The organism is Ferrigenium kumadai (assembly GCF_018324385.1).
GTDB lineage: Bacteria > Pseudomonadota > Gammaproteobacteria > Burkholderiales > Gallionellaceae > Gallionella > Gallionella kumadai.
Genome location: NZ_AP019536.1, coordinates 1,776,706 through 1,802,003, shown reverse-complemented (window position 1 = coordinate 1,802,003; position 25,298 = coordinate 1,776,706). Strand labels below are relative to the sequence as shown.

24 protein-coding genes are annotated in these 25,298 nt (G+C 62.3%); 22 read left to right on the top strand and 2 right to left on the bottom strand.

What is annotated here, in order from left to right:
* Positions 1-23 precede the first annotated feature (23 nt).
* From FGKAn22_RS08575 to folK, 15 genes are all read left to right on the top strand, one after another.
* Entirely contained in the window at positions 24-1,682 is a 1,659-nt protein-coding gene (locus FGKAn22_RS08575) for a ShlB/FhaC/HecB family hemolysin secretion/activation protein (RefSeq protein ID WP_212785239.1), read from the top strand.
* 34 nt (positions 1,683-1,716) lie between these two features.
* The gene (locus FGKAn22_RS08570) at positions 1,717-1,956 is read left to right on the top strand and encodes a hypothetical protein (RefSeq protein WP_212785238.1); all 240 of its coding nucleotides are present in this window, start codon (positions 1,717-1,719) and stop codon (positions 1,954-1,956) included.
* Positions 1,943-2,269, top strand: coding sequence for a preprotein translocase subunit YajC (gene yajC / locus FGKAn22_RS08565; protein ID WP_212785237.1), 327 nt, complete (start codon positions 1,943-1,945; stop codon positions 2,267-2,269). The genes FGKAn22_RS08570 and yajC overlap by 14 nt, the downstream gene beginning before the upstream one ends.
* Before the next feature lie 82 nt (positions 2,270-2,351).
* Entirely contained in the window at positions 2,352-4,163 is a 1,812-nt protein-coding gene (gene secD / locus FGKAn22_RS08560; RefSeq protein ID WP_212785236.1) for a protein translocase subunit SecD, read from the top strand.
* 13 nt (positions 4,164-4,176) lie between these two features.
* Entirely contained in the window at positions 4,177-5,112 is a 936-nt protein-coding gene (gene secF, locus FGKAn22_RS08555; protein ID WP_212785235.1) for a protein translocase subunit SecF, read from the top strand.
* Positions 5,113-5,168: 56 nt separating this feature from the next.
* Complete coding sequence (locus FGKAn22_RS08550; RefSeq protein ID WP_212785234.1) at positions 5,169-5,807, top strand: DedA family protein; 639 nt, start codon at positions 5,169-5,171, stop codon at positions 5,805-5,807.
* Between the two features lie 106 nt (positions 5,808-5,913).
* The gene (locus tag FGKAn22_RS08545; protein ID WP_246487373.1) at positions 5,914-6,636 is read left to right on the top strand and encodes a glycine zipper 2TM domain-containing protein; all 723 of its coding nucleotides are present in this window, start codon (positions 5,914-5,916) and stop codon (positions 6,634-6,636) included.
* A gap of 264 nt (positions 6,637-6,900) precedes the next feature.
* Entirely contained in the window at positions 6,901-7,512 is a 612-nt protein-coding gene (locus tag FGKAn22_RS08540; RefSeq protein ID WP_212785233.1) for a DUF5666 domain-containing protein, read from the top strand.
* Between the two features lie 37 nt (positions 7,513-7,549).
* Positions 7,550-8,155, top strand: coding sequence for an NAD(P)H:quinone oxidoreductase (wrbA, locus tag FGKAn22_RS08535; RefSeq protein ID WP_212785232.1), 606 nt, complete (start codon positions 7,550-7,552; stop codon positions 8,153-8,155).
* A 30-nt stretch (positions 8,156-8,185) separates the two neighbouring features.
* Positions 8,186-9,910, top strand: coding sequence for an alpha-glucan family phosphorylase (glgP, locus tag FGKAn22_RS08530; RefSeq protein WP_212785231.1), 1,725 nt, complete (start codon positions 8,186-8,188; stop codon positions 9,908-9,910).
* A gap of 21 nt (positions 9,911-9,931) precedes the next feature.
* On the top strand, positions 9,932-10,867 hold the full coding sequence (locus tag FGKAn22_RS08525) for an NADP-dependent oxidoreductase (RefSeq protein WP_212785230.1): 936 nt from the start codon (positions 9,932-9,934) through the stop codon (positions 10,865-10,867).
* 137 nt (positions 10,868-11,004) lie between these two features.
* The gene (locus tag FGKAn22_RS08520) at positions 11,005-12,111 is read left to right on the top strand and encodes a metallophosphoesterase (protein ID WP_212785229.1); all 1,107 of its coding nucleotides are present in this window, start codon (positions 11,005-11,007) and stop codon (positions 12,109-12,111) included.
* Positions 12,112-12,475: 364 nt separating this feature from the next.
* Positions 12,476-13,678 carry an NAD(P)/FAD-dependent oxidoreductase gene (locus FGKAn22_RS08515; protein WP_212785228.1) on the top strand — a complete coding sequence of 401 codons (1,203 nt, stop codon included), beginning with the start codon at positions 12,476-12,478 and terminating at the stop codon, positions 13,676-13,678.
* A gap of 35 nt (positions 13,679-13,713) precedes the next feature.
* Complete coding sequence (gene folB / locus FGKAn22_RS08510; RefSeq protein WP_212785227.1) at positions 13,714-14,064, top strand: dihydroneopterin aldolase; 351 nt, start codon at positions 13,714-13,716, stop codon at positions 14,062-14,064.
* Between the two features lie 7 nt (positions 14,065-14,071).
* A complete protein-coding gene (gene folK, locus FGKAn22_RS08505; protein ID WP_212785226.1) occupies positions 14,072-14,596 on the top strand; it encodes a 2-amino-4-hydroxy-6-hydroxymethyldihydropteridine diphosphokinase in 525 nt (174 codons plus the stop codon).
* A gap of 72 nt (positions 14,597-14,668) precedes the next feature.
* On the opposite strand, the gene mgtA is transcribed toward folK, so the two are convergent.
* Both mgtA and ald read right to left on the bottom strand, forming a co-directional pair.
* Entirely contained in the window at positions 14,669-17,224 is a 2,556-nt protein-coding gene (mgtA, locus tag FGKAn22_RS08500) for a magnesium-translocating P-type ATPase (protein ID WP_212785225.1), read from the bottom strand.
* Positions 17,225-17,325: 101 nt separating this feature from the next.
* Entirely contained in the window at positions 17,326-18,438 is a 1,113-nt protein-coding gene (ald, locus tag FGKAn22_RS08495) for an alanine dehydrogenase (RefSeq protein WP_212785224.1), read from the bottom strand.
* A 249-nt stretch (positions 18,439-18,687) separates the two neighbouring features.
* Here ald and FGKAn22_RS08490 point away from each other — a divergent pair, with 249 nt between their 5' ends.
* Genes FGKAn22_RS08490 through hypE form a run of 7 tightly spaced genes read left to right on the top strand, consistent with a single transcriptional unit; the run spans position 18,688 to position 25,296 of the window.
* The gene (locus FGKAn22_RS08490) at positions 18,688-19,275 is read left to right on the top strand and encodes a HupE/UreJ family protein (protein WP_212785223.1); all 588 of its coding nucleotides are present in this window, start codon (positions 18,688-18,690) and stop codon (positions 19,273-19,275) included.
* Between the two features lie 29 nt (positions 19,276-19,304).
* Positions 19,305-19,646, top strand: coding sequence for a hydrogenase maturation nickel metallochaperone HypA (gene hypA, locus FGKAn22_RS08485; protein ID WP_212785222.1), 342 nt, complete (start codon positions 19,305-19,307; stop codon positions 19,644-19,646).
* Between the two features lie 8 nt (positions 19,647-19,654).
* The gene (gene hypB, locus FGKAn22_RS08480) at positions 19,655-20,548 is read left to right on the top strand and encodes a hydrogenase nickel incorporation protein HypB (RefSeq protein WP_212785221.1); all 894 of its coding nucleotides are present in this window, start codon (positions 19,655-19,657) and stop codon (positions 20,546-20,548) included.
* Between the two features lie 10 nt (positions 20,549-20,558).
* Positions 20,559-22,862 carry a carbamoyltransferase HypF gene (gene hypF, locus FGKAn22_RS08475; protein WP_212785220.1) on the top strand — a complete coding sequence of 768 codons (2,304 nt, stop codon included), beginning with the start codon at positions 20,559-20,561 and terminating at the stop codon, positions 22,860-22,862.
* 3 nt (positions 22,863-22,865) lie between these two features.
* Positions 22,866-23,099 (top strand): HypC/HybG/HupF family hydrogenase formation chaperone, encoded by a 234-nt coding sequence (locus tag FGKAn22_RS08470; RefSeq protein WP_212785219.1) that lies wholly within the window; start codon positions 22,866-22,868, stop codon positions 23,097-23,099.
* Positions 23,096-24,232, top strand: a complete 1,137-nt coding sequence (gene hypD, locus FGKAn22_RS08465) for a hydrogenase formation protein HypD (RefSeq protein ID WP_212785218.1) — start codon at positions 23,096-23,098, stop codon at positions 24,230-24,232. Before FGKAn22_RS08470 ends, hypD begins: the two co-directional genes overlap by 4 nt.
* Complete coding sequence (hypE, locus tag FGKAn22_RS08460) at positions 24,229-25,296, top strand: hydrogenase expression/formation protein HypE (RefSeq protein WP_212785217.1); 1,068 nt, start codon at positions 24,229-24,231, stop codon at positions 25,294-25,296. The genes hypD and hypE overlap by 4 nt, the downstream gene beginning before the upstream one ends.
* Positions 25,297-25,298: the final 2 nt, after the last annotated feature.

The window sequence follows — 25,298 nt, the reverse complement described above, 5'->3', positions numbered from 1 at the left end:
TCGATATCCGTCGAGGCCACCACATGAAACCGCTACTGGCAGCGCTGCTGTCCTTGCCTCTCGCCGCGCAGGCTGCGGGGGCCGTCGTTCCCGATGCCGGGTCGCTGCTGCAGCAGATCAAGCCTTCCGCGCCGCCCGAGCCCTCTCCCAGCGAGACCGGGCTCAAGATCGAACCCCGGAGCGGGGTGAAGCTGCCGCCCTCCGCGCCGTTCGAAGTCAAGGCCATCCGGATCTCGGGCAACACCCTGTTCGATACGGCAACCCTGCACGCGCTGGTGGCGGAAGGCGAAGGCAAAAAGCTTGACCTTTCCCAGCTGGACGAATTGGCTGCGCGCATCACCGACTACTACCAAAGCCATGGCTATCCGCTGGCGCGCGCGATCATTCCGGCGCAGACGATACGCGACGGCATGCTGGATTTCGAGGTCATCGAGGCGCGTTACGGCAGGATCAAGCTCGACAACCGCAGCCGAGTGGATGACGCCTTGCTGCAGGGCACGCTTTCCCCGTTGCAAGGCGGACAGGTGGTCGGCCAGCGGGAAATGGATCGTGCGCTCCTCCTGCTCTCGGACATCCCGGGTGTCGCGGTCAACGCGACTCTGAAGTCGGGCGAAGCCGTGGGGACTTCCGACCTGCAGGTGGAGGCAACGGCCGCTCCGGCCTTTGCTGCCCAGGTGTCCGTGGATAACTATGGCAACCGCTACACCGGCAAGACGCGCGCCGGAGCGACGGTCAACTTCACCAATCCGTTGCATCACGGCGACGTGCTGGGCGCGACGCTGCTGGGTTCGGGCAGCGGGCTGGATTACGGACGCATCAGTTACGAATCGCTGCTGAACGGGCTGGGTACCCGCATCGGCGGCGCGTATTCGGCGGTGCACTACGTCCTCGGCGACACCCTGGCACCGCTCAACGCGCACGGCACCGCTCAGGTGGGGAGCCTGTGGGTCCGGCAGCCGTTCATGCGCAGCCGCGACCTGAATCTCTACGGCCAGCTACAGTACGACCGGAAAATGCTGCGCGACCGCATCGACACGAGCGCGATCCGTACCGACCGCCATCTCGGCAACTGGGTGCTGAGCCTGAACGGCGACCTGCGCGATGCGCTCCTGTCCGGCGGCGTCAACACCTGGAGCCTGGCCTGGACATCGGGGCGCGTCTCTTTCGACGATGCCACGGCGCAGGCCGTCGATGCGGCCACCGCAGGAACCCAAGGCAGCTTCTCGAAATGGGACGCGAACTTTGCTCGGCATCAGGCGCTGACGCCGGAAAACGAGCTCTACATCGAGGTGGCCGCGCAGTGGGCGAATGCCAACCTGGATTCCGCGGAAAAGATGACGGTGGGCGGCCCCTATACAGTGCGAGCCTACGACGTGGGTGCCGCATCGGGCGACACAGGTTACGCGGGAAGCGTCGAGTGGCGCCACGACCTGCGCGCCGGAGGCGGCCAATGGCAGGCGGTGGCCTTCGTCGACAGCGCGCATGTGACGGTCAACAAGAGTCCCTGGGTGGGGGGAGCCAACGGCGCGACGCTGAGCGGCGCAGGCGTGGGGCTCAACTGGGCCGGCGGCGACCAGTGGCATGCCAAGGCCTATATCGCCTCGCGTCTCGGCTCGACTCCGGCGCTGGTGGCCAACTCATCGTCCACGCGGGCGTGGGTCGAGATCGGCAAGGGATTCTGACCGATCAGAGCCGGGCAGGGCGTGTCGAGCGCCCATGCGCCTGCACGCCATCAGGCGGGCGCATTATTCATGCGGGCTTTCTGAAATGCGGCCGTGCAGTCCCGAAATTCCCCATACCCGCACCGAATCCGTTGCCGGGCAGGATAAAAAATTCGGGATGTGCAGGGAGGGGGCACGCCCGGTTATACCCAAGGAACTCCTGAAGGCGCTTCATGATAAGATGCGCGCCTTTCGATCCTTTACTTTCGGAGACTTAAAAGATGTTCATCAGTAACGCCTACGCTCAAACCGCTGCTGCTCCCCAAGGCGGCGGAATCATGGACTTCCTGCCGCTGATCGCGCTGATCGCGGTGTTCTATTTCCTGGTGCTGCGTCCGCAGAGCAAGCGCGCCAAGGAACACAAGGCCATGGTCGAGGCGCTGCAGCGCGGCGACGAGATCATCACGGTGGGCGGTCAAGTCGGCACCGTCAGCAAGGTCTTCGAGGAATACGTGGGCATGCAGATCGCCGAGAACGTCGAAGTGACGGTGCAGAAGTCCGCGATCCAGAACGTGCTGCCCAAGGGCACGATCAAGTCCATCAAGTAATCGAATTGCGCCGCTCCCGCACTCGCCGGGGCGGCGCAAGCCATGCCTGTCCGGGCATGCGAGCAGTCATCACGAGGTTGTTATGAACCGTTACCCGCTGTGGAAATACCTGCTGATCCTGGCCGTGTTGCTGGCCGGGCTGATCTACACCTTGCCTAACTTCTACGGCGAGTCGCCTGCGGTTCAGGTGTCTCCGCTGCGCTCCAGCATGAAGGCGGATGCGGCGTTGCTGGAACGCGTCGCGGGCATCCTGAAGGCTGGCGGCCTGAATCCGGAAGTGGTCGCGCTGGACGGCAACAGCATCAAGGCGCGCTTCGCCGATACCGATCACCAGCTCAAGGCCAAGGACGTGTTGACCGCCCAACTGGGCGAGGATTACATGGTTGCGCTCAACCTGTTGTCGCGCTCGCCGCAATGGCTGACCAGTCTCCATGCCTTGCCGATGTACCTCGGCCTGGACTTGCGCGGCGGCGTGCATTTCCTGTTGCAGGTGGATATGAAGGCCGCGCTGGACAAGGCGCTGGAAGCGGCGACCGGTGACATCCGCAGCGCGCTGCGTGAACAGAACGTCGCTTACTCCGGCGTCAATCGCGACGGCAACGTGCTGGTGGTGAAATTCCGCGACGCCGATGCGCGCAGCAAGGGCGAGGCCGAGATCAAGCAGCGTTTCTCCGATTACAACCTGGCCGATAAGGACGAGGGCGGCGAGTTTCTGTTGCGCGCCACGCTGAAGCCCGAGGCCGAGCGCCGCCTCCAGGATTCCGCGGTGCAGCAGAATCTGCTGACCCTGCGCAATCGCGTGAACGAACTGGGCGTGGCCGAGCCGGTGATCCAGCAGCAGGGCGCGGACCGCGTGGTGGTGCAGCTGCCGGGCGTGCAGGACACGGCGCGCGCGAAAGACATCCTTGGCCGCACCGCGACACTGGAAGTGCGCATGGTGGACGAAGAGCATCAGGCCGTTCCGGGTGCCGTGGCACCGTTCGGCACCGAGATGTTCAAGGACCGCGAAGGCGGTTACCTGCTGGTGAAGAAGCAGGTGATCCTCACCGGCGAGCGCATCAACGGTGCACAGCCCGGCTTCGACAGCCGCACCAACGAGGCTGCAGTGCACATCAATCTCGACGGCGTAGGCGCACGCAAGTTCAAGGAAGCGACGCGCGAGAACGTCGGCAAGCGCATGGCCATCATCCTGTTCGAGAAGGGCAAGGGCGAGGTCGTCACCGCGCCGGTGATCCGCGAAGAGATCGGCGGCGGCCGCGTGCAGATCAGCGGCAAAATGAACACCATGGAAGCGCAGGATACCGCGCTGCTGCTGCGCGCAGGTGCGCTGGCTGCGCCGATGGAGATCATTGAAGAGCGTACCGTAGGCCCCAGCCTCGGCGCGGAAAACATCCAGCGCGGCTTCGATTCCACCAAGATCGGCTTCATCATGGTCGCGGTGTTCATGATCGCCTACTACCTGATGTTCGGCACGATCTCGATGCTGTCGCTGGGAGCGAACCTGCTGTTGCTGGTGGCGCTGCTGTCCACGCTGCAAGCCACGCTGACACTGCCGGGCATGGCGGGTATCGCGCTGACGCTGGGCATGGCGATCGACTCCAACGTGTTGATCAACGAACGCATTCGCGACGAGTTGCGCAACGGCCTGTCGCCTCAGGCGGCGATCCATGCGGGCTACGACCGTGCCTTCGGCACCATCCTCGACTCCAATATCACCACGCTGATCGTCGGCATCACGCTGTTCATGTTCGGCTCCGGTCCGATCAAGGGCTTCGCCGTGGTGCTGTGCCTGGGCATCCTGACTTCGATGTTCAGCGCGGTGCTGGTGTCTCGCTCGCTGGTGAACCTGATCTACGGGCGCAAGGCTCGCCTGTCCAGCGTGGCAATCGGTTAAAGGAACTGACGACATGGAATTCTTCAAGATCAAACGCGACATCCCGTTCATGAGCTACGGGAAGTACACCACTACCATCTCGCTGGTGACCTTCATCTTTGCGGTGTTCTTCCTCTCGACCAAGGGGCTGAACTTCGGCGTGGATTTCACCGGCGGTACGGTGATGGAAGTGCATTACGCCCAGTCTGCGGACATTGCCAAGGTGCGCGAGCGTCTGGCCGCTAGCGGTCTGCCGGACGCACAGGTGCAGAACTTCGGTTCCAGCCAGGATGTGCTGATCCAGGTGCCGCTGAAGCAGAACCATGCCGGCGCCAAGCTCTCCGAACAGGTGATGGAATCGCTGCGCGTGCAGGACGCTACTGTCGAGATGCGTCGCGTCGAATTCGTCGGTCCGCAGGTGGGCCAGGACCTGGTGGATAACGGCGCTTTGGCGCTGTTGCTGGTGTCCCTGGGTATCGTCGGCTACCTGTGGTTGCGCTTCGAGTGGAAGTTCGGCCTCGCGGCGATCATCGCCAACCTGCACGACGTGGTCATCATCCTGGGCTTCTTCGCCTTCTTCCAGTGGGAGTTCTCGCTGTCTGTGCTGGCGGCGGTGCTCGCGGTGCTGGGCTACTCGGTGAACGAATCGGTGGTGGTGTTCGACCGTATCCGCGAGAACTTCCGGTCGATGCGCAAGGCGGAGGTGGCCGAGATCATCGACAATGCCATCACCCGCACCATGTCCCGCACCATCATCACCCACGGCTGTACGCAGATGATGGTCGGCGCGATGCTGTTCCTCGGCGGCGAGACGCTGCACTACTTCGCCATGGCGCTGACCATCGGCATCCTGTTCAGTATCTATTCCTCGGTGCTGGTTGCCAGCCCGCTGCTGATGCTGCTCGGTGTGTCGCGCGAGGACTTTATCAAGCCGGAGAAGACAGAAGAGGCCGAAGAGGTCCTGCCGTAATTAAATACTGTCATTCCCGCTTAAGCGGGAATGACAGTTTCTGAGGTTCCAATACCGTGGATTTACTCGCAACATTCATCGACATCGTCCTGCACCTGGATACCCATCTGCTCGCCCTGACGCAGGAATACGGGATATGGGTGTACGCCATCCTGTTCCTCATTATCTTTTGCGAGACCGGCCTGGTGGTCGCGCCTTTTCTGCCAGGAGATTCGCTGCTGTTCGTGGCGGGTGCGCTGTGCGGCATGGGCGCGCTGCAGCTCGAATGGCTAGTTCCTGTGCTGATGCTGGCGGCCTTCGGCGGCGACAACACCAACTACTGGATTGGGCGCCTGATCGGCATGCGCCTGCTACGGCGCAGCAACAGGGTCATCAGGCAAGAGCACATCGACAAGACCCACGCCTTCTACGAGAAGCACGGCGGCAAGACCATCCTGTTCGCACGTTTCCTGCCCATCGTTCGCACCTTTGCGCCGTTCATCGCGGGCATCGGGCTGATGCGCTACCGCTTGTTCGTGATGTACAGTGCGCTGGGCAGCCTGGCGTGGATCGGCAGCCTGACCGTGGCGGGCTACCTGTTCGGCAACATCCCGTTCATCAAGAACAACCTCACCGTGATGATCCTCGGCATCATCGTGGTCTCGTTCCTGCCTGCCATCCGCGAATTCATCCGCCATCGCAGGCAGCGCGCCTGATGTTGTTCCCTACAATTTGATACAGTTGTTACGGAACGAGCAGACGGATAGCCGGTCACAGCCATGCCCCGCGTTTAGCGGGTATTTTTTGAAGAGGAGCGAATAAATGAAGAAAAGTTTGTTGGCGTTGAGCATTGTTTCCCTGTTCGGCAGCGCATACGCGGCAGATTTCACCGACACCGCGCGCGTGGTCTCCAGCACCCCGATCTACGAACGCGTTTCCGAGCCGAAGCGCGAGTGCTGGACTGAATCCGTGCAGGTCGCACCCAAAGAACGCTCCATCGGTGGCGCCGTGGTCGGCGGTCTCGCCGGCGGTCTGCTGGGCAGCCAGGTCGGCGGCGGCAACGGCAGTACCGTAGCAACCGGTGCGGGGGCTGTGGCCGGTGCCGTGGTCGGCGACCGTGTGGCCAATCCGGACAGCAACCGCTCCGCTACCGGTGCTGTGGTTGGCGGCGTGGCCGGCGCCCTGCTGGGTAGCCAGGTCGGCGGCGGCTCGGGCAACAAGGCCGCGACCGCAGTAGGCGGTATCGCCGGTGCCGTGATCGGCGACCGCGTCGCCAACCCGGACCAGCCGCGTACCGAACAGGTCGAGCGTTGCCGCGAGGTGCAATCCAGCCGCGAAGTCATCAAGGGCTACACTGTGGTTTATCGCTATAACGGCCAGGACGTCACCACCACCTTGCCTTACCGTCCCGGTTCGACCATCCGCGTCGGCGTCAGCGTGATCGATGAGGGCGGCCGAGCAGATGCGCCCAGCTATCGCCGTAACGAGCGCGGCGATGAACCAAACTACCGCCGTACCGACAGCGAATCGAGCTATTACCGCTGATCGCTTGCGCTAATGAAAAAGCCCGGCTCAGGCCGGGCTTTTTCATTTGGGTGTCCGTTGTCCAATTCGGGAGGGCAGGGGAGCTCTCAGCGAATCATTCATTCCGAATGCCCATTCCGCAGCATTCGTCCATGACTTCCTGGTGATGCACCCGCCATATTCCCGCACAGTGTAGCCGCACAATACTTGGAAGCAGGTATTGAAAACCCAGCCCGGCGGTCGCACGCTTTATCACTCATCAAGAAGGCTTTTCGGGAGCGCATCATGAGCAAAGGTAAGGCATTGCTGTTGGCGGTCGCGATTTTGTTCGGGGTGACGAACGCACTGGCACAGTCGCAGCCGGCCATGAGGATACGGGGCGCCATCACCGGTTTCGACGGCCACGAACTTCAGGTGGAAACGCGCAGCGGCACAGCGTTGAAGATGAGCGTCACCGACGAGACCAAAATAAGCGTCTTGTCCCCGCTCAAGATGAGCGCTATCAAACAGGGCAGCTTCGTCGGAGTGACTGCGGTCCGGCAGGGACCTGGAACTTCGCTGCTGGCGCGCGAAGTGCACCTGTTTCCGGAAGAGCTTCGGGGGACGGGGGAAGGTCATCGCGACTGGGATCTCGAGCCCGGCTCCACCATGACCAATGCCAACGTCGATGCGATCGTAGACACTAACAACGGCAAGGAACTGACGCTGGTCTACAAGGGCGGCAGCCAGAAGATCATCGTGACTAAGGGCGTGCCCATCATCACCTTCAAACCCGCCGACCAGTCGCTGCTCAAGGCTGGTGCGCAGGTCTTCATCATCACGCAGCAAGCGGCCGACGGCAGCCTGACGGCGCAGCGCATCCAGGTCGGCAAGGACAACATGAAGCCGCCGATGTAAACCGGTCTCGATAATTCTCAATCACAGGAGGTCTACCATGACAAAAGTACTCGTTCTCTATTACAGCATGTACGGGCATATCGAAAGAATGGCCGAGGCCGTGGCCGAGGGTGTTCGCACGGTGGAGGGCGTGGAAGTGGCGGTCAAACGCGTGCCGGAAATCATCCCGGAAGACCGGGCACGCGCCATGGGCGTCAAGCTGGACCAGCCGGCCCCCATCGCAACCGTCGACGAACTGAGGGGATACGACGCGATCATCTTCGGCACACCGACCCGGTTCGGCAACATGGCTGCACAGATGCGCAATTTTCTGGATCAGACCGGGAAGTTGTGGGTGGAAGGGGCGCTGATCGGCAAGGTCGCCAGCGTATTCACCAGCACCGGCACGCAGCACGGCGGGCAGGAAACGACGATCACATCCTTTCACTCGACGCTGCTGCACCAGGGCATGATCATCGTAGGCGTACCGTATTCCTGCAAGGGGCTCACGGTGATGACGGAGATCACCGGCGGTTCGCCCTATGGGGCTTCGACCATGGCTGGCGGTGACGGCAAGCGGATGCCCACCGATAACGAACTGGAGATCGCACGTTTCCAGGGGCAGCATGTGGCCCAGATCGCCAAGCGGCAGGCGGCGCACTGACAGTTTGCAGGCTTTGGGGAAGGACTCGACATGGACGGAAAAGACTATATCGCCTACTTCACAATGGAGATCGGCCTGAGTGAAGACATCAAGACTTATTCCGGTGGCCTCGGTATCCTCGCCGGAGACACCGTGCGCTCCGCCGCCGACCTCGGCATCCGCATGGTCGTGGTGACGCTGCTCCACCGCAAGGGCTATTTCCGCCAGAGACTCGATGCGTCCGGCTGGCAAACCGAAGAAGATGCCATCTGGCCGATAGCGGATCAGCTCGAGGAAATGGAACCGCGCTGCACGATGGAGATCGAGGGGCGGCGGCTCCAGTTGCGCGCCTGGAAGTACGAGGTCAAGGGCGTGAGCGGTTATAGCGTGCCGGTCATATTTCTGGATACCGACCTCGAGCAGAATGCCGAACAGGACCGGGCCATCACGGACCACCTCTACGGTGGCGATGTGCGTTACCGCATTTGCCAGGAGGCCGTGCTGGGAGTCGGCGGCGTCAGGATGCTCAGCGCCTTGGGGTACAACGACATCAAGCGCTATCACATGAACGAAGGGCATGCCGCCCTGTTGATCCTTGAGCTTGCCCACGAGTTTGCCAGACAGGCATGGGACCTTGCCTACGAGCCGGTCAGTCATACCGTTACGATGGAACATCTGCAGCTGGTCAAACCCAAGTGCATCTTCACCACCCACACTCCGGTGCCTGCCGGACACGACAAGTTCTCCGTGGAGCAGGTTCGCCAGGTCGTCACCGGGTATGGAGAGGCGTTCGCCGAACTCGAGCATGAATTCTGCCCCAAAAACGTGTTGAACATGACCTATCTCGCGCTCGAGAACAGCTACTACGTTAACGGAGTGGCGAAACGTCATGGCGAAGTGACGCAGCAGCTATTTTCCAAGTACGACATCCATTCCATCACCAACGGCGTGCATACCGCGACCTGGGCCGCGCCGCCGATCGCACGGCTGTTCGACGAGCGCATTCCGGGCTGGCGCGAGGACAATCAGAGCTTGCGCTATGCGCTCAACATCTCCAAACGGGACATCTGGGCGGTTCACCGTCAGGCGAAGGACATACTCATCGGCAAGGTGAAGGAGCTTACCGGCGTCAGCCTGGCACCCGACGTATTCACCATCGGCTTCGCAAGGCGCGCGGCCGAATACAAGCGCGCCGATCTGCTGTTCCAGGACATCGACAGGCTGGTCGAGATCGCAGGCAAGGGAGGCGCGTTGCAACTTGTCTATGCGGGCAAGGCCCATCCGCAGGATATGCCCGGCAAGGAACTGATACGCCGCATCCATGAGATCAAGGAGATACTCAAGGGGAAGATCAAGCTGGTCTATCTCGAGGATTACGGCATCGAGATGGCAAAACTGATCACCGCTGGCGTGGACCTTTGGCTCAACACTCCGCAGCCGCCGCTCGAAGCGTCCGGCACCAGCGGCATGAAGGCCGCCGTCAACGGCGTGCCCTCGTTCAGCATCCTGGACGGCTGGTGGGCGGAGGGCTGCATCGAGGGCGTGACCGGCTGGTCGATAGGCGCGGACAAGAATGCCGTCCTGGGAAGCGGCGAAACCAGGGAAGAGGATGCACAGGCGCTGTATAACAAGCTGGAGATGGTCATCCTTCCCATGTTCAACAACGAGCCGGATCGCTACTCTGATGTGATGCGCCACTCGATCGCCCTCAACGCGTCGTTCTTCAACACCGAGCGGATGCTTACCCAATACATTTCCAAGGCCTATTACAGGTGACCTTTTTGACAGGAGGCTTTCATGAAAGCAGTCAGGATTCATGCCTACGGCAATGCGGATGTGCTGAAGTATGAAGACGCGCCCCTGCCCGACGTCGCGCCCAACGACGTGCTGGTCCAGGTGGTGGCCGCCTCGGTGAACCCGGTCGACTGGAAGATCCGGGAGGGCTACCTGCAGCAGATGATCTCCTATCAGTTCCCGCTCACCCTGGGCTGGGATGTTTCAGGCGTGGTGGATGCGGTGGGCAGTAAGGTGACGCGCTTCAAGGTGGGCGACGCCGTGTTTTCCCGGCCCGACATCAGGCGCAACGGCACCTATGCCGAATACGTGGCGATACGGGAGGACGAGCTCGCGCTCAAGCCCGGGACGATCTCCCATGTCGAGGCTGCGACGCTTCCGCTGGCGGGCATCGCCGCGTGGGAGGCCATCGTCACCACGGCCAAGGTTACGGCAGGTCAGCGTGTGCTGATCCACGCCGCTTCCGGCGGCGTGGGCTCCATCGCGGTGCAGCTGGCCAAGTCGCGCGGGGCTTATGTCATCGCCACCACTTCCGAGAAGAACCGGGCCTTGGTGAGGTCCATTGGTGCCGATGAGGTGATCGATTACCGGGTGCTGAAGTTCGAGGAAGTGGCGCGCGAGATGGATGTCGTGCTCGACACCATGGGCGGTCAGGTGCAGGAAGCCTCATTGTCGGTGCTCAAACCCGGCGGCATCCTCGTCTCGATCATCAGCCCCCCTCCCGAGGAGAGGGCAAAAGCGCTCGGTGTGCGCAGCGCCTTCCTGTTCATCCAGCCGAGCGCTGCGATCCTGTCGCAACTTGCAGCGCTGGTCGAGAGCGGCAAGCTCCGTCCCATCGTCGGCGCGGAATTCGCCCTCAAGGATATCGCCAAGGCGCACGCGCTCAGTCAGTCGGGGCACGCGGTAGGCAAGATCGCCCTCTATGTGGGGCAACCCTGACACGCGCCCCCAGACTTTCCGGGTGACCGTTCCTCAGAACTGAGCCGGCCCCGGTTCCATAGCAGAGGCAGTTGGATGCAGATCGACACTTTCTGCCTGCCGGATCAACAGAAAAAAGCGCGGTATAGGAGGCAGACGTGTTCGGCGTCATTCTCATCTTCGCTGTCACACTCATGCAAGGCTATGTATTCTGGCGTGCCGCTTCGGTGCCGTTTGTCAGGCGCCGCATTTCGCGCAAAGGTCTGGCCGGACTTGGGTTCGTCCTGTGGGTGCTCTTTATGCTGGGCCGCGTTTCTGCTCACGAGGATTCCGGGAGCCTGGCGGCGATGCTGGAATTGCTGGGCATGACCTGGATGGCCGTATTGTTCCTGATGTCCGTGTCCCTGCTCGCGGTGGAGGCCGCCACCGGCTTCGGCATCTTTCTGGCTCGATTCGCTCCGACCTTGCGCGGCGCAGCGCTTGTCGTCGGAGGTGCGCTCTCTGCGGTGGCGCTCATTCAGGGGCTGCGGCCGCCGGTGGTGCAGTCCTATGACGTTTACCTCGATGGGCTGCCCGGAGAACTCGATGGCACGGTGATCGTTGCCTTGTCCGATCTGCATCTTGGACCCGTGCTCGGCGAAGGATGGCTCGCGGCTCGTATCGCGCAGGTCCGGGAAGAGCGGCCCGACATCGTCGTGCTGCTCGGCGATGTGTTCGAAGGGCACGGTGCCCCCGGAAAGGAATTGCTTGCGGTTCTGCGGCGCTTGTCTGCCCCGATGGGTATCTGGGCCGTTCTCGGCAACCATGAGTTTCACGGCAACCGGAGCAACACGGCCTGGTTCGAAGCAGCCGGTATCCACGTGCTGCGCGATACCTGGGTCGAACTGCGTCCGGGCCTCGTTCTGGCGGGCGTGGATGATCTCACCAACAACAATGCCGCTGATTCCCTTGCGAAGGCGCTCGCGGGACGGCCAACGGGTGTCACGGTCCTTCTGTCCCATGCGCCCTTGCCGGAGGACGTTGTCGCCGGCAAGGGCGTGAACCTGCTACTGAGCGGTCATACTCACGGCGGGCAAGTATGGCCCTTCGGCTATCTGGTCGAGCAACGATTCCCGCTGCTGGAAGGGCGCTATGAGTTTGAGGGGATGACGGCCATCGTTTCCCGCGGAATGGGAACCTGGGGCCCCCCCATGCGCCTTTGGCGTCCCGCGGAGATACTCCGCGTGACCTTGCATGGGGGAACAAGGACGCCGCATGGCATGTGAGTGCCAATAGCGGACCGTTCCTATTTCATGGCGTGAGCCGCTGTTTCATTCATCCGCTCATAGCACTCGGCTCACCTTCATCGGTAGGTGTTTACCCCATAGGTAACCGTCCGGGAGTTTGCTAAGTTGTCCCCGCATTCATGCAACTGAATGGCACTTCGGTATGCCCCGCCTTTGCATTTCTGGCTGACCCACCGCAGAGCGTAACAGCGAGTCCGGATGGCTTGTTCAGGTGCGGCTCAATGTTGAATTGATATGGGCGCTGCATAAGACATGGATAACGTCGATCTTTCGGTACATGGAGCGCAGTGATCGACTTGCTTGCTGCGCATGACTGCAATTTTCTTCGAGGTGAAGAGGCGACATGAAATCTGATTACGATTACGTGATTGTGGGCGGCGGGCTGGCGGGTGCTTCGGCAGTGGAGGGCATACGCGAGCGCGATGCGGCAGGAAGCATCCTGCTGATCGGCGAGGAGGTCCACTTGCCCTACGACCGGCCGCCGTTGTCCAAGAAACTGTGGTTCGGCAAGAAGAACGTGGAGGATATCTTTCTCCATGACCGCGCTTTTTACGATACGCATGGTGTGGCCCTGGCGCTGGGTGCTGCAGCGTCGCGGCTCGATCCCGCCGCAAAGAGGATCACCCTCGCAGGCGGCGCGACCTACGGCTACGGCAAGCTGCTGCTGGCAACGGGCTGCAAGCCGCGGCACTTGGATATTCCCGGCGGCGATCTCGATGGCATCTGTTACTTCCGCGACCTGGACGATTACCTGCACACCAGGGGCAAAGCCGCGGAGGGAAAGTCCGCGGTGGTGGTCGGCGGAGGATTCATCGGTTCCGAGCTGGCCGCCGCGCTCAACATCAACAAGCTCGACGTCACCATGATCTTTCCGGGTGAACTTCTGTGCGACCGGGTGCTGCCTGACTATCTCGGGCGGGCCGTGCAGCAGCGCTATCAGGAGAAGGGCGTGAGGATACTGGCGTCGGATAAGCCCGTGTCGTTCGGCAACAACGGCAACCAGTTCGTCACCCGCACATGGAAGGGCGAGACGATCGCGTCGGACATCGTCATCGTCGGCGTGGGCGTCGTCCCTGATCTGGAGCTCGCCAGGAGCGGCGGGCTGGAGGTGGGCAACGGCATCGTGGTGAACGAGTACCTCGAGACTTCCAGTCCGGATATCTATGCCGCCGGGGACAATGCCTTCTTTCCATACCGGGTGTTGGGGCAAGCTATGCGCATCGAGCATTGGGACCATGCCCTCATTCAGGGCAGGTGGGCTGGGCGCAACATGGCTGGCGCACATGAGCCCTACACCCATCTGCCGTATTTCTTCTCGGACCTGTTCGAATTCGGCTATGAGGCGACCGGCGAGGTCGATTCGCGGCTGGAGACCTTCGCCGACTGGCAGAAGGAGAACGAGACCGGCGTCATCTACTATCTTCGCGATGGCAAGGTCAGGGGTGTGATGATGTGCAACGTGTGGGACAAGGTCGAGACGGCGCGCGAACTGATCCGCAAGGACGAAACGGTGTCGCCAGAGAAGTTGCGCGGCCTCATCCGCTAGTTAACGGTATCGCAGGAAGAACACAGGGAGAACATATGGACCGTATCAGGATTAGTGACCTGCTCGTGCGCTGCATTCTTGGCATCAACGAGGATGAGCGCCGCGAAAAGCAGGATGTGGTGATCAACCTCGTCCTTCATGCCGACATCCACCAGGCCGGCAAGAGCGACAACATGAGGGACACTGTCGATTACCGCGCGCTCAAGAAACGCGTACTGGCCATGGCGGAAAGATCGCAATATTTCCTGGTGGAGGCGCTGGCCGAGGCCATCGCGGAACTGTGCCTTGAGCATCAGGCGGTGCGGCAGGTCGATGTGTGTGTGGAGAAGCCGAACGCGCTTCGTTTCGCGAGGAGCGTGGCGGTGGAAATCACCCGCAAGCGGTGAGCAGGCCTTGGCCCGCGCTTTCATCGGCATCGGCTCCAACATCGAACCCGCGAAGAACGTGCGGGCCGCGATCCATAGCCTCGCCCGGCAGACTCGGCTCATCGGCGTCTCCACGGTCTATTGCACCGACGCACTCGAGCGCCTGGAGCAGCCGCCCTATTTCAACTGCGTGGCGGAGATCGAAACGGAGTTGAGTCCCGTGCAGGTGAAGCATGCCATGCTGCGGCCCATCGAAAATGAACTGTGGCGCATCCGGACGCAGGACAAATACGCACCGCGCACCATAGACCTCGACCTCATCGTGTATGGCGAGCTGGCGATGGATGATGGAGACCTCAGGTTGCCCGATCCGGATATTTTCGAACGTCCCTTCCTCGCCATCCCGCTCTCTGAGCTCGCGCCCGATCTGGTGCTGGCCGGCTATGGCCTGCGCATCGGCGACATTGCCGCGAAGCTGTCGCTTGATGGAATGAGACCGCTACGGGATTATTCCTGGTTGCTGAAAGAGGATGTGAGCCGTCGCGTTAAATAAACCGGCGCGACGACGTCCTGACACGCGCTCCAACTTGCGGATGTCCGAGGTGGAAGGCCGGCTGTGACGGTTTTAACGCACTGTGAAATGCCGGTAAAAGTATTGCTTCACAAACTCCACCGTTACGAGATAACAGAGCACCATGGCCAGCAGGATCAGGAAGAACAGTGGCGGAGGCGCAACGAAGCCCAGGTGCGCCGCGAATGGTGTGAACGGCAGCGCCATTGCTATCAATACGACCGCCAAGGAAGTGACGGTCAGCGCAAGGTTCGGTCGACTCTTGAAAGGGTTTCCCCGGGTACGGATGACAAAGATCACCATGACCTGGGTGGCGAAGGATTCGATGAACCAGCCGGTGTGGAACAGCTCTTCACCGGCCCCGAAAACCTTCAGCAGGATGTAGAACGTCAGGAAATCGAATATCGAGCTGACCGGCCCGACGACCCACATGAAGTTGCGTATGAAGGTCGTGTCCCATTGCCTGGGTTGCGACAGATAGGCGTTGTCTACGTTATCCATGGGAATCGGAAGTTCCGAGATATCGTAGAGCAGGTTGTTGAGCAATATCTGCGACGGCAGCATGGGCAGGAACGGCAGGAATAGCGTCGCGGCGGCCATGCTGAACATGTTCCCGAAATTCGAACTCGTCCCCATCATGATGTATTTCATGATGTTGGCGAAGGTGCGCCGCCCCTCCCGCACGCCCGAGTGCAGCACGTTCAGGTCGTGCCGCAGCATGATCATGTCGGCCGCCGCCTTTGCGACATCCACCGCGCTGTCGACCGAAATGCCGACATCCGCAGTACGCAGCGAAGGGGCATCGTTGATGCCGTCACCGAGGTATCCGACTGTGCGCCCCTGCGCTTTCAGCGACAGGATCAAGCGGTTCTTCTGCATCGGGGTGACACGACAGAACAGGTTGGCCTCCCTCACCCGAACAGCAAGAGTCGGATCATCCATCTGCTGTATTTCGCTCCCGGTCAGCACGCCGGTGACCGGCATGTTCAGTTGTGCGCACACATAGCGGGTGACCAGCTCGCTGTCGCCGGTGACGATCTTGACGCTCACCCCGTCCGCAGCGAGCGCCTTGAGTGCATGTGCCGCGCTCTCTTTGGGCGAGTCCAGGAATGCAGCGAAGCCGGCGAAGATCAATTCGGTCTCGTCATCCACGATGGCATGCGGATGGTCCTGAGCCACCGGTCGCCACGCGATACCGAGCACCTTGAATCCTTCACGGCCGAGGCTGTCGTGCAAGGCATGGAGGGATGCCAATGCCTGGTCATCCAGCGGTTTAAAGCCCTGCGATTCCCCGACCGCATATTGTGTGGATAGCCTGAGGATATCCTCGGGCGAGCCTTTGACCACGAGTAGCCGTTTCTTGTCCTGTCCGGGTTTCTCCTGCTCGACCAGTACCGAAACGCGCCGACGTTCGAAGTCGAATGGGACCTCGTCGATCTTGCGCCAGCCGCTGGCATCGATCTCCTTGTGCTCGAGGATCGCGTCATCGAGCGGGCTTTTCAGCCCGGTTTCGAAATAACTGTTGAGGTAGGCCAGTTGCAACACCTGTTCACTCTCTTTCCCTTGAGCGTCTAGGTGCCGTTCCAGCCGGATGCGTCCTTCGGTGAGCGTACCGGTCTTGTCGGTGCATATCACGTCCATGCTGCCCAGATTGTGAATCGAGGCGAGCTGTTTCACGATCACCTGCTTTTTTGCCATGCGCAAGGCGCCCCGCGACAGCGTCACCGTGACCACCATCGGCAACAGTTCCGGTGTCAGCCCGACGGCCAGTGCGATCGCGAACAGGAATGATTCGAGAAAGGGGCGGTGAAAGAACGCGTTGTTCAGGAACACGAACAACACCAGCAGGAAAGTCAGGCGCATGATCAGCATGCCAAAGCTCTGTGTGCCCAGCTCGAATGCGGTGGGCGGCGGCTTGACCTGCAACGAATCCGCGATATCGCCCACGGCGGTGTCGGCGCCGGTGCGGCATACGAGGGCTTTGGCCATCCCGCTGATGACCGAAGTGCCCATGAACACGGAATTCACGGCTTGGCTGAGGTCTGCCGCCGGCTCGGACAATTCACGGGCGAATTTTTCTACCGGATAGGATTCCCCGGTCAGCAATGCCTGGTTGATGAAGAAGTCTTTCGCATCGAGCAAGCGGCAGTCGGCCGGGATCAGATCGCCTGCAGTCAGCAGTACCACATCTCCCGGTACCAGGCCTTCTATCTGAATCTCCTGTGGCTGGGCATCGCGCAGCACCGTGGTGCGTACCGCCACCGCCTTCTTCAACTGGTCTGCCGCGCGACCGGCACGGTATTCCTGAACGAAATCCAGCGTTACGCTCATCAGCACGATGACCCAGATGATCACGAAGCTGGTTATTTCATCGGTCAGCGCGGATACAGCGCTGGCGGCCAGAAGGACGATCACCAGCGGATTCTTGAAGTGACTCAGGTACTGGATGAGGATCGGCCGTTCGGCATGGTCACGCAGCGTGTTTGGGCCGAACCGTGCATGCCGTAGGAGCGCTTCATCTTGGCTCAGACCGGCCTGTGTCGCCTCCAAGCGCGATTGAAGGGATTCTGTCGGCAGATTCCAGAACGTGGCGTCGAGGCGATCCATCATGCTCACCTTTTTGGGGCAGACTGGGATGTCAATCGCATCGTACGCCTGAATGGAGCAGGCCGCGAATGACGGCTTTGGGGCGACAGCCGACGAAGAGTACCTTACAGAAACGCCCCCGCATCATGCATGAACGTCCCGAAGGCCGCGGCCACGGCCTGGTGGGTGATCTTGCCGTCCACGATGTTCAGTCCCTTTTGCAGCGCGCCGTTATCGCGCAATGCCTGCTTCCATCCCTTGTTCGCCAGTTGCAGCACGTAGGGCAGCGTGGCGTTGGTGAGGGCGAGGGTGGAGGTGCGCGGCACGCCGCCGGGCATGTTGGCGACGGCGTAGTGGATGATGCCGTCCACGATGTAGGTAGGATTTTCGTGGGTGGTGGGGTGCGTGGTCTCGGCGCAGCCGCCCTGGTCGACGGCAACGTCCACGATCACCGCGCCGGGATGCATGCTCTTGAGGTCTTCGCGTCGGATGAGCTTGGGCGTGAGCGCGCCTGGAATCAGCACGCCGCCGACGACGAGGTCGGCCTCGGCGAGTTGTTCCTGCACTGCGTGCCGGTTCGAGAACAGCAGTTGCACATTGGGCGGCATCACGTCGCTGAGGTAGCGCAGCCGTTCCAGCGAGGTGTCGAGGATGGTGACGTGCGCGCCCAGCCCTGCCGCCATCTTCGCGGCGTTGTGTCCCACCGTGCCGCCGCCGAGGATGGATACTCTCGCAGGCGCCACGCCGGGCACGCCGCCGAGCAGGATGCCGCGCCCGCCGTAGATATTCTCGAGGTACTTGGCGCCTTGTTGCACCGCCATGCGTCCCGCCACTTCCGACATCGGCGTGAGCAGGGGCAGTTCGCGCGAGGGCAGCTCGACCGTCTCGTAGGCGATGCAGGTCGCGCCGGAGGCGAGGTGCGCTTCGGTCAGTTTTCTGTCGGCGGCGAAGTGGAAGTAGGTGAACAGCACCTGTCCCGGCCTGATGCGCTTCCACTCCGGTTCGATCGGTTCCTTCACCTTGACGATGAGCTCGGCCTCGGCCCATACCGCACCGGCTTCTGGCGCGATGCGCGCCCCTGCCGCGGCGTATTGCTCGTCGTTAAATCCGCTTCCCAGCCCGGCGCCCTGTTCCACCAGCACTTCGTGTCCGGCGGCGATCAGCGCCTCGACGCCGGAAGGGACGACCGCAACGCGGTTCTCGTTGGTCTTGATCTCCTTGGGGATGCCGATCTTCATCTGCTGACCTCGTGGTTGCTCGTGGATGAGAGTCACACGATAGCAAATATTGATGCGGCAAAGTTAAGATCGAAGCTCATTGCGAGAAGAGCTGCAAATACTCGGCCCCCCGAAAATGAATACGGGTTTGTGCGTATTCAACAACTACTGGCGGACGGATACAGTCTCCCCCGAAAAATCGATTGCCGTGCGCGAATGATTCGCGGTATTTTTGGGCGTCGCGCCACGCAATCCTTACAAGGAACAGCCATGAAAATCTCATCGCGTAACAACCCGATTGTCCGCGCGGCCTGTTTGACGCTGCTGCTCGGCGCGTTGCCGTCGCTGGCCTACGCGCATCCGGGCGGGTCGGGTGGATTAGCACATGGGCTGGTGCATCCCTTCAGCGGCCTGGATCACTTGTGCGCCATGGTCGCAGTCGGCCTGTGGGCTGCGCAGATGGGCGGGCGCGCGGCCTGGCTGGTGCCGCTCTCTTTCGTGGCTGTCATGGCGCTGGGAGGGTTGCTGGGCATGGCGGAGATCGCAGTTCCTTTCGTCGAGACAGGGATCATCATGTCGCTGCTGGCGCTGGGCTTGCTGATCGCCGCTGCAGTCCGTTTGCCGCTGGCGTTGAGTGCTGCCATCGTCGGGATGTTTGCGCTCTTCCACGGCTACGCGCACGGTGCCGAGATGTCGCCGTGCACTTCCGCGCTTGCATATGCGCTGGGCTTCATGGCGGCGAGCGCCTTGCTGCACCTGTCCGGTTTCACCTTCGGCATGCTGGCGCGGGCACAGCTGCTGCGCTTTGTGGGCGCAGCTGTGGCGATGGCCGGAGGCTATCTCTGGTTCGCGGCCTGATCCTTCACTTTATGAAGAGGAAATGTCACATGCATGAAATGTCGCTGGCTGAGAGTGTAGTGGACTTGGTTGATTACCGCGCGCGCAGAGATGGATATCAGCGGGTCAAGACCGTGCGGCTGGAGATCGGCAAGCTGTCCGGCGTCGAGCCCGAGGCGATACGCTTCTGCTTCGACGAGGTAGCCAGCGGCACCTTGGCCGAAGGCGCTGCGCTGGATATCCTTGAACAGGACGGGCAGGCATGGTGCTTCGATTGCGGGCAGCTGGTGCCGCTTGCGGCGCGCAGCGATCCCTGTCCGGAATGCGGCGGTTTTCGCTTGCGGATGGACGAAGGCGTGGCGATGCGCGTCAAGGAATTGGAAATCGAATAGGGGAAATCATGTGTACGGTATGCGGCTGCAGCGGTGAGGAAGCGAAAATCGAAGGTACGGGGAATCACATGCGTTTCCACGTCCATGCCGACGGCACGGCGCATTCACATAGCGGTGGTGCTCATCATCACCGCCACGATATTCACTATGGCCTGGGGCCTGCCCATGCGCATGCGCCCGGCATGAGCCAGGCACGCATGGTCAAGGTCGAGCAGGACATTCTCGCCAAGAACGATGCCTATGCCGCGGCGAATCGCAACTATTTCCGCGCGCATGGCATTTTTGCACTCAATCTGGTTTCGAGTCCGGGTTCCGGAAAGACCACGTTGCTGGTGCGCACCGTCGGGGCCTTGCAAGAGCGCTATCCGGTCTGCGTGATCGAGGGCGACCAGCAGACTTCGCTGGATGCCGACCGCATCCGCGCCACAGGCGTTCCCGCGCTGCAGATCAACACCGGGCGCGGCTGCCATCTGGATGCGCACATGGTGGGCCATGCGCTGGAGCAGCTGCGGCCCAGGGACAACAGTCTGCTGCTGATCGAGAACGTGGGCAACCTGGTGTGCCCGGCTTCCTTCGATCTCGGCGAGGCGCACAAGGTCGCGATCCTGTCGGTGACAGAGGGCGAGGACAAGCCGCTGAAGTATCCCGACATGTTCGCCGCTGCGGATCTGATGCTGCTCAACAAGTCCGATCTGCTGCCCCACCTCGATTTCGACGTCTCTCTCGCCATCGAATATGCGCGCCGGGTCAATCCCGGCATCCGCGCCATCGTCCTTTCTGCACGCACCGGCGAGGGCATGGACGAATGGCTGGACTGGCTCGAGATGCAGATGGACATTGCCGCCTTTCCTGGCGCGGAGGCCGGCGAGTCGCGCATCGGCGAGCTCGAGGTGCGCGACTGAAAGGCTGGCGATGGATGCGACGCTTGCCGCCGAATCGTTGATGCGCTGCCGCGTGCAGGTGCGCGGCCAGGTGCAGGGTGTCGGCTTCCGTCCCTTCGTCTTCCGGCTCGCGCAGGAACTCGGACTGTCCGGCTGGGTGCGCAACTGCGGCGCGGGCGTGGAGCTCGAAGTGCAGGGGCACGGCAAACAAGTGGATTCGCTGCTGCGCAAGCTGCGCCATGAGCCACCGCCGCTCGCGCGCATCGCCGGGGTGTCGGTGGAGATCGCCGAGGTCGAGCCGGAACGCGGCTTCGCCATCCTGGAAAGCCGCGGCGGCGAGACATTGACCCGCATCGCACCGGACACCTCGATCTGCCCCGATTGCCTCGCAGAACTGTTCACACCAGGCGACCGCCGCTACCGTTATCCCTTCATCAATTGCACGCATTGCGGGCCGCGCTACACCCTCGCCGCGAGGGTGCCCTACGACCGTGCACACACTGCAATGGCGAAGTTTCCGTTGTGCCCGGCATGCCAAACCGAATACCACGCACCCGACAATCGCCGCTTCCACGCCGAGGCCACTGCTTGTCCGGTGTGCGGGCCGCAGCTTGCGTTGCTCAACGCGGACGGTTCTGCCGTGCGGACGGAAAACGCCATCGCGAGCGCCGTCGCCCAACTGAAGGACGGCAAGATACTCGCGGTGAAGGGACTGGGAGGTTTCCATCTGATGTGCGATGCGAACAATCCAGTGGCGGTCGCGCGCTTGCGCGAGCGCAAGGCGCGCGAGGAAAAGCCGTTTGCGGTGATGGCGCTGAACGCAGCCTCGCTCGAGGGTTATGCGAAATACACCGAGGCAGAACTCGCCCTGCTCGAAAGTCCGGCGCGGCCCGTAGTCATCCTCGAGCGCACAGGTGAATTGCAGGGTATCGCCGACGGCATGCCGGGCTTCGGGGCGATGCTGCCCTACACGCCGCTGCATTACCTGTTGTTCCATGAGGCGGCGGGGAGTCCGGCAGGGCGGTCATGGCTGTCCGAATCGCTGCCTTTCCTGATGGTGTGCACATCCGCGAACCCCGGCGGCGAGCCGCTGGTGTACCGCAACGACGAGGCCGTGCAGCGGTTGAATGGCATCGCCGACGGATTCCTGATTCACGACCGCGACATCCTCGTGCGCGCCGATGACTGCGTGATGCGCGTGTCCGGCAAGGCGCCAGGCTTCGTCCGCCGCAGCCGCGGCTATACGCCTTCGCCGATCGCATTGCCGCTTTCCGGCCCGCCCGTACTCGCCGTCGGGGGCTTCTACAAGAACGCCGTGTGCGTGACGCGCGGCAGCGAAGCATTCCTGTCACAGCACATCGGCGAACTCGACAATGCCGCGACCTGCGAGGCGCTGGAGCAGGCGGTCTGGCACCTGCTGGATGTCCTCGAGATCCGCCCCGAGCTGGTCGTCCACGATCTGCATCCCGATTTTTTCAGTTCCCGTTTCGCCGCGAGATTCGCCGCCGAGCGTGGCATCCCCGCGCTCGCGGTGCAGCACCATCATGCCCACATCGGCGCAGTCGCCGCCGAGCACGGGGTAAGCGGACCGCTGCTGGGACTGGCGCTGGACGGCGTGGGGCTGGGGACGGACGGCTCGGCGTGGGGGGGCGAACTGCTGCGGGTCGATGGTGCGAGGAAACAGCGGTTGGGCAGCCTCGATCCCCTGGCACTGCCCGGCGGCGATGCCGCGGCGCGCGAGCCTTGGCGCATGGCTGCCGCCGCATTGCACGCGCTGGGACGCGGCGAGGAAATCACGCAACGCTTTGCGGAACCGGCGGCACAAACCGTGGCCGCGATGCTCGAGCACGGCGCGAACGTGCCATACACCTCGAGCTGCGGCAGGCTGTTCGATGCGGCTGCGGCGCTTCTGCGCGTGAAGAACAGAAACGGCTTCGAGGGGCAGGCCGCGATGCTGCTCGAGGGCCTGGCCGCACATCACGGCAGGACTGGGCCGCTACAGCACGGTTTTGTGCTGGACGATGGGACGCTGAGCTTCCTGCCTTTGCTCGACCATCTTGCCGACATGCGCGACGCCGACGCAGGCGCGGCGCTGTTCCATGCCACACTGGCGGAGGGGCTGGCTGCCTGGGTAGTGCAGGCAGCGCGGCAGCAAGGCTTGCGCAAAGTCGCGCTGGGCGGCGGCTGTTTCCTCAACGCGGAGCTGAGTTCCTCTCTGGAAGAGGCTTTGCGCGAGGAAGGGATAACGGTGTTGAGGGCGGAGCAGGCGCCGCCCAACGATGGCGGGCTTGCGCTGGGGCAGGCGTGGATCGGACTGAATTTTTTGAAGGACTGAGCGATGTGTCTTGCGATTCCGGCCAGGGTGGTACAGATATTCGACGGCGAACGGGCCGTGGTGGACATGGGCGGCGTGCAGAAGGAGGTTTCGCTGGCGCTGCTGGAGGACGTGAGTGAGGGCGACTATGTGATCGTGCACGTCGGGTTCGCGCTGAACAGGCTAGACCCCGAAGAGGCGGAGAGGACGCTGGCGCTGTTCGCCGAGATGGACGAGCCGGATCCGGCCGCCGCATGAAATACGTCGACGAGTTTCGCGACGGCGCGCTGGCGAAGAACCTGGCCGCATCCATCGCGCGCGAGGTATGCGAGCGCAGCTACAGTTTCATGGAATTCTGCGGCGGCCACACCCACGCCATTTCGCGTTACGGCGTCACCGACCTGCTTCCACCCAATGTGCGCATGATCCACGGCCCCGGCTGCCCGGTGTGCGTGCTACCCATAGGTCGCGTGGACATGGCTATCGAGCTGGCGCTCGAGCATGGCGCGACGCTGTGCACCTATGCCGATACGGTGCGAGTCCCGGCCTCCGACAACCTGTCGCTGCAGAAGGCGAAGGCGCGCGGCGGTGACATCCGCATGGTCTATTCCGCCATCGATGCGCTGGCTCTCGCGCAGCAGCATCCGGAAAAACAGGTGGTGTTCTTCGCCATCGGTTTCGAGACCACGACGCCGCCCACGGCCGTGGTCATCAAACAGGCCAAGGCGTTAGGCCTGAAGAATTTTTCGGTACTGTGCTGTCATGTGCTCACGCCATCAGCTATCTCCAGCATCCTCGAATCGCCCGAGGTGCGCCAGTACGGCACCGTGCCGCTGGACGGCTTCATCGGCCCGGCCCATGTCTCCACCGTGATCGGCAGCCGTCCCTACGAGTTCTTCGCCGAGGAATACCGCAAGCCGGTGGTGATCGCTGGCTTCGAGCCGCTGGACGTGATGCAGGCGATCCTGATGCTGGTACGGCAAGTGAATGAGAACCGCGCCGAAGTGGAGAACGAATTCACCCGCGCGGTCACGCGCGACGGCAACCTCAAGGCGCAGAACCTGGTGGCCGAGGTGTTCGAGCTGCGCAGGGAGTTCGAATGGCGCGGACTGGGGCTGGTGCCGTATTCGGCGCTGAAGATACGCCGCGAGTTTGCCGACTTCGATGCGGAGCTGCGTTTCCCGCTGACCTACCGCGCGGTGGCGGACAACAAGGGCTGCGAGTGCGGCGCCGTCCTGCGCGGCGTGAGGCGTCCATGGGACTGCAAACTGTTCGGCACAGTGTGCACACCGGAAAACCCGGTTGGCTCCTGCATGGTGAGTTCCGAAGGCGCGTGTGCCGCACACTACACCTATGGCCGATTCAAGGATATCGAAGTGGTGAGCCTATGAATGACGCATTGAATGGCGGCAAAGTGCGCAAAGGCTATGTTCGCGCGCTGGACATCAAGAACGGGCGCGTGGACATGAGCCACGGTAGCGGCGGACGCGCGATGGCGCAGCTCATCGAGGAGCTGTTCACCGACGCGTTCGACAACGACTACCTGCGCCAGGGCAATGACGGCGCGCTGCTGCCGCAGGCTTCCGGCAGGCTGGTGATGGCGACCGATTCGCACGTGGTGTCGCCGCTGTTCTTCCCCGGGGGCGACATCGGCTGCCTCTCGGTGCACGGCACCATCAACGACGTCGCGGTGATGGGCGCGAGACCGCTTTATCTCTCTGCGAGTTTCATCCTCGAGGAGGGTTTCCCGCTGGCGGACCTTGAGCGCATCGTGATGTCCATGGCACTGTCAGCGAAGAACGCCGGCGTGCATATCGTCACCGGTGACACCAAGGTGGTGGAGCAGGGCAAGGGCGATGGCGTGTTCATCACTACAACCGGTGTGGGCGTGGTGCCCGACGGTGTACATCTTTCCGGCGACCGCGCGCGTGCGGGCGACCGAATTCTCGTTTCCGGCACGCTGGGGGATCACGGCATGGCCATCATGGCCCAGCGCGAGAGCCTGGGGTTCTCTTCAGCCATCGTCTCCGACACCGCGGCGCTGCACGGATTGGTCGCAGCGCTGCTGGACAGCGGGGCGGACATCCATGTGCTGCGCGACCCCACGCGCGGCGGACTCGCGACCACGCTCAACGAGATCGCCGCGCAGTCCGGCGTCGGCATGATGCTGGATGAGCGGGCCATTCCCATCAATCCCGAAGTGGCGAGTGCCTGCGAATTCCTCGGCCTCGACCCGTTGTATGTGGCCAACGAGGGCAAGCTGGTGGCCATCGTTGCGGCGGCAGACGCGGAGCGGGCGCTGGCCGCGATGCGCGAGCATCCGCTGGGCGCACAGGCCGCCATCGTCGGCACGGTGCAGGAGGATGCGCATCACTTCGTGCAGATGACCACCGGATTCGGCGGGAGGCGCATCGTCGACTGGCTCTCCGGCGAACAGTTACCAAGAATCTGCTGACC

What these genes read in the sequence shown, in the direction of transcription:
- FGKAn22_RS08575 (WP_212785239.1), top strand. Translation starts at nt 24, where the DNA reads ATGAAACCGCTACTGGCAGCGCTGCTGTCCTTGCCTCTCGCCGCGCAG.
- FGKAn22_RS08570 (WP_212785238.1), top strand. Translation starts at nt 1,717, where the DNA reads ATGCGCCTGCACGCCATCAGGCGGGCGCATTATTCATGCGGGCTTTCT.
- yajC (WP_212785237.1), top strand. Translation starts at nt 1,943, where the DNA reads ATGTTCATCAGTAACGCCTACGCTCAAACCGCTGCTGCTCCCCAAGGC.
- secD (WP_212785236.1), top strand. Translation starts at nt 2,352, where the DNA reads ATGAACCGTTACCCGCTGTGGAAATACCTGCTGATCCTGGCCGTGTTG.
- secF (WP_212785235.1), top strand. Translation starts at nt 4,177, where the DNA reads ATGGAATTCTTCAAGATCAAACGCGACATCCCGTTCATGAGCTACGGG.
- FGKAn22_RS08545 (WP_246487373.1), top strand. Translation starts at nt 5,914, where the DNA reads ATGAAGAAAAGTTTGTTGGCGTTGAGCATTGTTTCCCTGTTCGGCAGC.
- FGKAn22_RS08540 (WP_212785233.1), top strand. Translation starts at nt 6,901, where the DNA reads ATGAGCAAAGGTAAGGCATTGCTGTTGGCGGTCGCGATTTTGTTCGGG.
- wrbA (WP_212785232.1), top strand. Translation starts at nt 7,550, where the DNA reads ATGACAAAAGTACTCGTTCTCTATTACAGCATGTACGGGCATATCGAA.
- glgP (WP_212785231.1), top strand. Translation starts at nt 8,186, where the DNA reads ATGGACGGAAAAGACTATATCGCCTACTTCACAATGGAGATCGGCCTG.
- FGKAn22_RS08525 (WP_212785230.1), top strand. Translation starts at nt 9,932, where the DNA reads ATGAAAGCAGTCAGGATTCATGCCTACGGCAATGCGGATGTGCTGAAG.
- FGKAn22_RS08515 (WP_212785228.1), top strand. Translation starts at nt 12,476, where the DNA reads ATGAAATCTGATTACGATTACGTGATTGTGGGCGGCGGGCTGGCGGGT.
- folB (WP_212785227.1), top strand. Translation starts at nt 13,714, where the DNA reads ATGGACCGTATCAGGATTAGTGACCTGCTCGTGCGCTGCATTCTTGGC.
- mgtA (WP_212785225.1), bottom strand. Translation starts at nt 17,224, where the DNA reads ATGATGGATCGCCTCGACGCCACGTTCTGGAATCTGCCGACAGAATCC.
- ald (WP_212785224.1), bottom strand. Translation starts at nt 18,438, where the DNA reads ATGAAGATCGGCATCCCCAAGGAGATCAAGACCAACGAGAACCGCGTT.
- FGKAn22_RS08490 (WP_212785223.1), top strand. Translation starts at nt 18,688, where the DNA reads ATGAAAATCTCATCGCGTAACAACCCGATTGTCCGCGCGGCCTGTTTG.
- hypA (WP_212785222.1), top strand. Translation starts at nt 19,305, where the DNA reads ATGCATGAAATGTCGCTGGCTGAGAGTGTAGTGGACTTGGTTGATTAC.
- hypB (WP_212785221.1), top strand. Translation starts at nt 19,655, where the DNA reads ATGTGTACGGTATGCGGCTGCAGCGGTGAGGAAGCGAAAATCGAAGGT.
- hypF (WP_212785220.1), top strand. Translation starts at nt 20,559, where the DNA reads ATGGATGCGACGCTTGCCGCCGAATCGTTGATGCGCTGCCGCGTGCAG.
- FGKAn22_RS08470 (WP_212785219.1), top strand. Translation starts at nt 22,866, where the DNA reads ATGTGTCTTGCGATTCCGGCCAGGGTGGTACAGATATTCGACGGCGAA.
- hypD (WP_212785218.1), top strand. Translation starts at nt 23,096, where the DNA reads ATGAAATACGTCGACGAGTTTCGCGACGGCGCGCTGGCGAAGAACCTG.
- hypE (WP_212785217.1), top strand. Translation starts at nt 24,229, where the DNA reads ATGAATGACGCATTGAATGGCGGCAAAGTGCGCAAAGGCTATGTTCGC.